We start from the raw sequence: 7,171 nt of genomic DNA, 5'->3' as shown, positions 1-7,171 counted from the left end.
CGCCATCCAGAACCTCCGGTTCTACGTGCTGGACGGGCGGATGCGCCCCGTCCCCGCGGGCGTTCCCGGCGAGCTGTACATCGGCGGGGCGGGGGTGGCGCGCGGCTACCTGGGCCGGCCGTCGCTCTCCGCCGAGAAGTTCGTCCCCGACCCGTTCGCGGGGGCGGGGGACCGGATGTACCGCACGGGCGACCGGGCGCGCTGGCTGGAGGGCGGCAACCTCATGATCCTGGGCCGCACCGACAACCAGGTAAAGATCCGCGGCTACCGCGTGGAGCTGGGCGAGATCGAGGCGGTGCTGCGCAGGCAGGAGGGCGTGTCGGGCGCCATCGTCGTCGTGCGCGAGGACGCGCCCGGCGAAAAGCGCCTGGTGGCGTACGTGGCCGGCGAGGCGGAGACGGCCGTCCTGCGCGAGACGCTGCGCGCCACCCTGCCGGAGTACATGGTGCCGGCGGCCTTCGTGCGCATGCAGACCCTGCCGCAGACGGCCACGGGCAAGATCGATCCAAAGACGCTTCCCGCGCCCGTCGAGGACGGCGCGGCGGCGGACGACGGGGCCGCCTGCGTGGCGCCGCGGACGCCCGTGGAGCGGGCCCTGGCCGAGATCTGGGCCCAGGCGCTGCGCCGCGACCGCGTGGGCGTGGAGGACAGCTTCTTCGAGCTGGGCGGCGACAGCATCCTTTCCATCCAGGTGGTGTCCCGCGCCCGCCGCGCGGGGCTGCTGCTGAGCCCCCGCCACCTCTTCGAGCACCCCACCATCGCGGCCCTGGCCGCCGTGGTGGAGGCGCGGGGGGCGGACGAGGCCCCGGCGGCGGAGCAGGGCCGGGTGGAGGGGAGCGTGCGCCTTACCCCCATCCAGGCCTGGTACTTTGACCGCGACCAGCCGGTGCCCGGCCACTACAACCAGTCCGTCCTGCTGGAGGTGGACGGATCCGTGTCCGACGCCGCCCTGCAGGCGGCGCTGGACGGCGTGCTGGCCCACCACGACGCCCTGCGGCTGCGCTTTCGCCGCGCGGAGGCCGGCTGGGAGCAGTGGCACGCCGACGAGGCGGGGATCGCCCTGGAGCGGGTGGACCTGTCGGCCCTCTCGTCCGAGGAGCAGGACCGCGCGCAGGCGGAGCGGGCCGGGCGGGCGCAGGCCGGGCTGGACCTGGAGCACGGGCCCCTGGGGCGCGCCGTCCTCCTTGACCGGGGCGGCCGGGGCCGCGTGCTGCTGCTCGTCCTGCACCACCTGGTGGTGGACGGCGTCTCGTGGCGCATCCTGCGCGAGGACCTGGAGCAGGCGTGCGAGCAGGCGGAGCGGGGCGAGCCCGTGCGCCTGGGCGCCAAGACCACGTCGTACCGCCAGTGGGCGCAGGCCCTGGAGGCGTACGCCGCCTCCGACGCCCTCACGGCCCAGGCGGAGTACTGGCAGGCGCAGGGCGCCCGCGGCGTGGCGCCCCTTCCCGTGGACGGGGAGGGCGACGGCACCCTGGCCGCCGCCCGCGTCGTGACCGCGGCGCTGGACGAGGACGAGACGCGCGCCCTGCTGCGGGAGGTGCCCGCCGCGTACCGCACGCAGGTCAACGACGTGCTGCTCACGGCGCTGGCCCAGGCCGTGTCGGCGTGGACGGGCTCTCCCCGCGTGCGCCTGGCCCTGGAGGGCCACGGCCGCGAGGAGGAGGTGGGGGCGGGGATCGACCTGACCCGCACCGTGGGCTGGTTCACGAGCGTGTACCCCCTGGTGCTGGACCTGTCCGGCGCCACGGGCCCCGGCGAGCGGCTCAAGGCCGTCAAGGAGCAGCTGCGGGCCGTGCCCCTGCGGGGGATCGGCCACGGCGTGCTGCGCCACCTTTCGCCTGACGCAAAGCTGCGCCGCCGCCTGGCCGGCCCCGCGGAGCCGGAGATCCTCTTCAACTACCTGGGCCAGTTCGACCAGGGGATCGCCGGCGCCTCGCGCTTTCGCTTTGCCGCGGGCGCCCGCGGGGCCGAGGTGGACGGCGGCGCCCGGCGCCGCCACCTGCTGGACGTGAACGGCCGCATCGCGGGCGGGTGCCTGCAGGTGAGCTGGACGTACGGCGAGGGCACGCACCGCCGCGAGACCGTCGAGGCGCTGGCGCGGGCGTACGTGGACGCCCTGCGGGAGATCGTCGCCCACTGCCGCCAGGCGGACGCGGGCGGCTACACGCCGTCGGACTTTCCCCTGGCGGAGCTGTCGCAGGGGGAGCTGGACGCCGTGCTGGCCGGGCGGCGCGACGTGGAGGACCTGTATCCCCTGTCGCCGCTGCAGGAGGGGCTGCTCTTTCACGCCCTGTACGGCGAGGGCTCGCAGGCGCACCAGGCGCAGGCGGCCCAGCGGCTGGAGGGCCCCCTGGACGTGGCGCTCCTGCGCCGCGCCTGGGCCGAGGTGGCCGCGCGCCACCCCATCCTGCGGACGGCGTTCGCGTGGGAGGGGCTGCGGCGCCCCCTGCAGCGGGTGGACACGGCCGTGGAGGTGCCGTGGACCCTGGGCGACTGGAGCGGGCTGGCGGAGGCGGAGCAGGCGCAGGCCCTGGAGCGGTACATGGAGGAGGACCGCGTGCGGGGCTACGCCCTGGACCAGGCGCCGCTCATGCGCTGCGCCCTGTTCCGGGCGGGCCCCGACGCGCACTGGTTCGTCTGGAGCCGGCACCACCTGCTCACGGACGGCTGGGCCTCCACCCGCATCATCAACGAGGTGTTCCGGCTGTACGGCACCTGGAGCGCGGGGGGCACCCCGGAGCTGCGGCGCGTGCGGCCGTTCCGCGACTACATCGCCTGGCTGCGCCGGCAGGACGCGGGGGCGGCGGAGCGCTACTGGCGGGCGCTGCTGGCCGGCTTTTCCGCGGCCACGCCCCTGGGGCTGGACCGCCCCGCCCGCCCCGGCCACGAGGTGCTGCACGCCGTGGAGGGCGTGGAGCTCCCGGCCGAGGGCACCCGCCGGCTGGAAGAGGTGGCCCGCGGGGCGGGGGTGACGCTCAACACGGTGGTGCAGGGCGCCTGGGCGCTGCTCCTGTCGCGCTACGGCGGCGAGGAGGACGTGGTCTTCGGCCACACGGTGGCCGGACGCCCGGCGGACCTGGAGGGGGTGGACGACATGGTGGGCGTGTTCATCAACACGCTCCCCGTGCGCGTCCGCGTCCCCGCCGGGGCGCGGCTGGGCCCCTGGCTGGCCGGGCTGCAGCGCGAGGCCGCCCGGGCGCGCGACTACGAGTACGCGCCCCTGGCCCAGGTGCAGGAGTGGAGCGAGGTGCCGCGCGGCACGCCGCTCTTCGAGAGCCACTACATCTTCCACAACTACCCGGCCCAGGTGTCCGCGGCCGGCGGCGAGGGCGCGCGGCTGCGGATGGCGGGGCGCCGCGCCGTGGAGTGGAGCACCTACCCCCTCTCGCTGGTCGTGGCCCCCGGCCCGCGGCTGGGCCTGAGCATCAAGTACGACGGCAGCCGCTTCGACGCGGCCGTCGTGCGGCGCATCCTGGGCCACCTGCGGCGGGTGCTGGAGCAGGCCGCGGCCGACCCCGACGCGCGCCTGGGCCAGCTGGACCTGCTCACGGAGGGGGAGCGGGCGCAGGTGGCCACGTGGAGCGGCACGGCGGGTGACTACCGCCCCCGCCCCCTGCACGAGCTGGTGGCCGCGCAGGCGGAGCGGATGCCGGACGCCGCCGCCCTTGTCCGCGGCGGCCGCACGGTCACCTACCGGGCCCTGGATACGGCCGCCAACCGCCTGGCGCACCGGCTCGCCGCGCTGGGCGCGGGGCCGGAGACGCTCGTGGGCGTGGTGGCGGAGCGCACGCCCGACACGGCCGTGGCCATGCTGGCTGCCCTCAAGGCCGGCGCCGCGTACCTCCCCCTGGACCCCGCCTACCCGGCGGAGCGCCTGCGCTACATGCTGGCGGACTCGGGCGCCGGGCTCGTCGTCTGCCACGGCGGGCTCCCCGCGTCCCTTCGCGAGGCCGGCGTCCCCGCCGTGCTCGACACGCGGGCGGAGGCGGAGGCCATCGCGGCCCTGCCCGAGACGGCGCCGGCGGTCCCGTCGGACGTGGACCACCTGGCGTACGTCATCTACACCTCGGGGTCCACGGGCCGGCCCAAGGGCGTGGCCGTGACGCACCGCGGCGTGCCCGGCCTGGCCGCGTGGAAGCGCGGCCGCCTGGGCCAGCGCGCGGGCGACCGGGCCCTGCAGTTCGCCTCGTTCTCGTTCGACGCGGCCGTGGAGGAGCTGTTCGGCGCCCTGCTCACGGGGAGCACGCTGGTGATGGCGGAGCGCGACGCGCTCCTGCCCGGCGAGCCCCTGCGCGACACGCTGCGCCGCGAGCGCGTCACCTTCGCCACCCTTCCCCCGTCGGCCCTGGCCGTGATGGACCCGGCGGACGTCCCCGACCTGCGCGTGGTGGTGAGCGCGGGCGAGGCGCTGCCGCCCGCCGTGGCGGCGCGCTGGGCGGGCGCCGTGGAGCTGCACAACGCCTACGGCCCCACGGAGACCACCGTCTCCGCCGCCTCGGGCCGGGTGGCCGCGGACGGCGAGGCGCCCCCCATCGGCCGGCCCCTGGAGCACGTGCGGGCGTACGTGCTGGACGCGGCGGGCCTCCCCGTGCCCCCCGGCGTTCCCGGCGAGCTGTACCTGGGCGGGGCGGGCGTGGCCCGCGGCTACCTCCGCCGCCCCGCGCTCACGGCCGGGCGCTTTGTCCCGGACCCGTTCTCGGGCATGCCGGGCGCGCGGATGTACCGCACGGGTGACCGCGCGCGGTGGACGGACGCCGGCGACCTGGCGTACCTGGGCCGCCTGGACGAGCAGGTCAAGATCCGCGGCTTCCGCATCGAGCTGGGGGAGATCGAGGCCGTGCTGCGGGGCGACCGTGGCCTGGCCGACTGCGCCGTGGCCGTCCGCGAGGACGTGCCCGGGCAAAAGCGCCTGGTGGCGTACTTCACGGGGGCGGCGCAGGCCGACGCGCTGCGGGCGCGGCTGCAGGAGCGCCTGCCGGAGTACATGGTGCCCGGCGCCCTGGTGCGCCTGGACGCCCTGCCCCTCACCCCCAACGGCAAGCTGGACCGCCGCGCCCTCCCCGCGCCCGAGGACGTGGCGCCCGAGGGGGCGTACGTGGCCCCGCGCAACGCCGTGGAAGAGGCCCTGGCCGGCATCTGGGCCGAGGTGCTGGGGCTGGACCGCGTGGGCGTGGAGGAAAGCTTCTTCGAGCTGGGCGGCGACAGCATCCTTTCCATCCAGGTGGTGTCGCTGGCCCGCCGCGCGGGGCTGGAGGTCACGCCACGGCAGATGTTCGAGTACGAGACCATCGCCGAGCTGGCGTCCGTCGTGGAGCACGCCGGCGCCTCCGGCGCGCCGGCGGCGGAGCCCGGGCGGGTGCACGGCGCCGTCCCCCTCACCCCCATCCAGGCGTGGTACCTGGGCCAGGCGCAGCCCGCGCCCGCGCACTACAACCAGTCCGTCCTGCTGGAGGTGGACGCGTCCGTCCCCGACGCCGCCCTGGAGGCGGCGCTCGCGGGGGTGCTGGACCACCACGACGCCCTGCGGCTGCGCCTGCGCCGCGCGGGCGCCGGCTGGGAGCAGCGGTACGCCGACGAGACGGGGATCGTCCTGGAGCGGGTGGACCTGTCCGCCCTGGATCCCGGGGAGCAGGACCGCGCGCAGGGCGAGGCGGCCCAGGCGCGGCAGACGAGCCTGGACCTGGAGAACGGCCCCCTGGGGCGCGCCGTCCTCCTTGACCGGGGCCCCCGGGGGCGCGTGCTGCTCATCGTCCTGCACCACCTGGCCGTGGACGGCGTCTCGTGGCGCATCCTGCGCGAGGACCTGGAGCGGGCGTGCGCGCAGGCGGAGCGGGGCGAGCCCGTGGACCTGGGCGCCCGGAGCACCTCGTACCGGCAGTGGGCCGACGCCCTGGAGGCGTACGCCGCCGGCGACGCCCTGGCCGACGAGGCCGCCTACTGGCTGGGGCAGGGGACCGCGGGCGTGGCGCCCCTGCCCCTGGACGGCGCGCCCGTGGGCACCGTGGAGGCCGCCCGCTCCGTGAGCGTGGCCCTGGACGCGGACGAGACGCGGGCCCTGCTGCAGGAGGTGCCGGCGGCGTACCGCACGCAGATCAACGACGTGCTCCTGGCGGCCCTGGCCCAGGTCGTGGGCGCCTGGACGGGCACGCCGCGCGTCCGCATCTCCCTGGAGGGCCACGGCCGCGAGGAAGAGGTGGGCACGGGGATCGACCTCACCCGCACGGTGGGATGGTTCACGAGCGTGTACCCCGTGGTGCTGGACGTCACGGGCGCCGCGGGCCCCGGGGCGCGCCTCAAGGCCGTCAAGGAGCAGCTGCGGGGCATTCCCCTGCGGGGCATCGGCCACGGGGTGCTGCGCCACCTGTCGCCCGACGACGGGGTGCGCGCGGCCCTGGCGGCACAGGCGGAGCCGGAGATCGGCTTCAACTACCTGGGCCAGTTCGACCAGGGGATCGCGGGGGCCAGCCGCTTTCGCTTCGCGGCCGGGCGCCGGGGGGCCGAGGTGGCGCCGGAGAACCGCCGCGCGCACCTGCTGGCCGTGGGCGGCCGCATTGCCGGCGGCACGCTGCAGCTGAGCTGGACGTACGACGAGGGGGCGCACCGCCGCGAGACGGTGGAGCGCCTGGCCCACGCGTACGGGGAGGCCCTGCGGGGCATCATCGCCCACTGCCGCCAGGCGGACGCGGGCGGGTACACCCCGTCGGACTTTCCCCTGGCGCGGCTGTCGCAGGCGGAGCTGGACGCCGTGCTGGCCGGCCGGCGGGGCGTGGAGGACCTGTATCCGCTCTCGCCCATGCAGGAGGGGATGCTCTTTCACAACCTGTACGGCGACGCCGCGCAGGCGTACCACGCGCAGGTGGCCCTGCGGCTGGAGGGCACGCTGGACCTGGACGCCTTCCGGCGCGCCTGGGCCGAGGTGGTGGCGCGGCACGCCGTGCTGCGGACGGCGTTCGTGTGGGAGGGGCTGCGGCGCCCCCTGCAGCGGGTGGACGCCGCCGCCCCCCTCAAGTGGACGGTGCAGGACTGGAGCGGCGCCCCCGAGGCGGAGCAGGAGGCCGCCCTGCGGCGCTACCTGGACGAGGACCGCGCCGCCGGCTTCCAGCCCGGCGACCCGCCGCTCATGCGGCACGCCGTGCTGCGGACGGGGCCCGCGTCGCAGTGGGTGGTGTGG

General features: G+C 76.8%; 1 protein-coding gene. It reads left to right on the top strand.

What is annotated here, in order from left to right; genetic code table 11:
- Window positions 1-7,171: non-ribosomal peptide synthetase (locus tag VFZ20_RS03745; protein ID WP_329682488.1), on the top strand; the 7,171-nt coding region annotated here is incomplete at both ends.

Source organism: Longimicrobium sp. (genome assembly GCF_036280135.1).
In the GTDB taxonomy this organism is placed as follows: domain Bacteria; phylum Gemmatimonadota; class Gemmatimonadetes; order Longimicrobiales; family Longimicrobiaceae; genus Longimicrobium.
The sequence above is the reverse complement of the archived record's forward strand: the minus strand, read 5'-3'. Positions and strand labels throughout refer to the sequence as shown.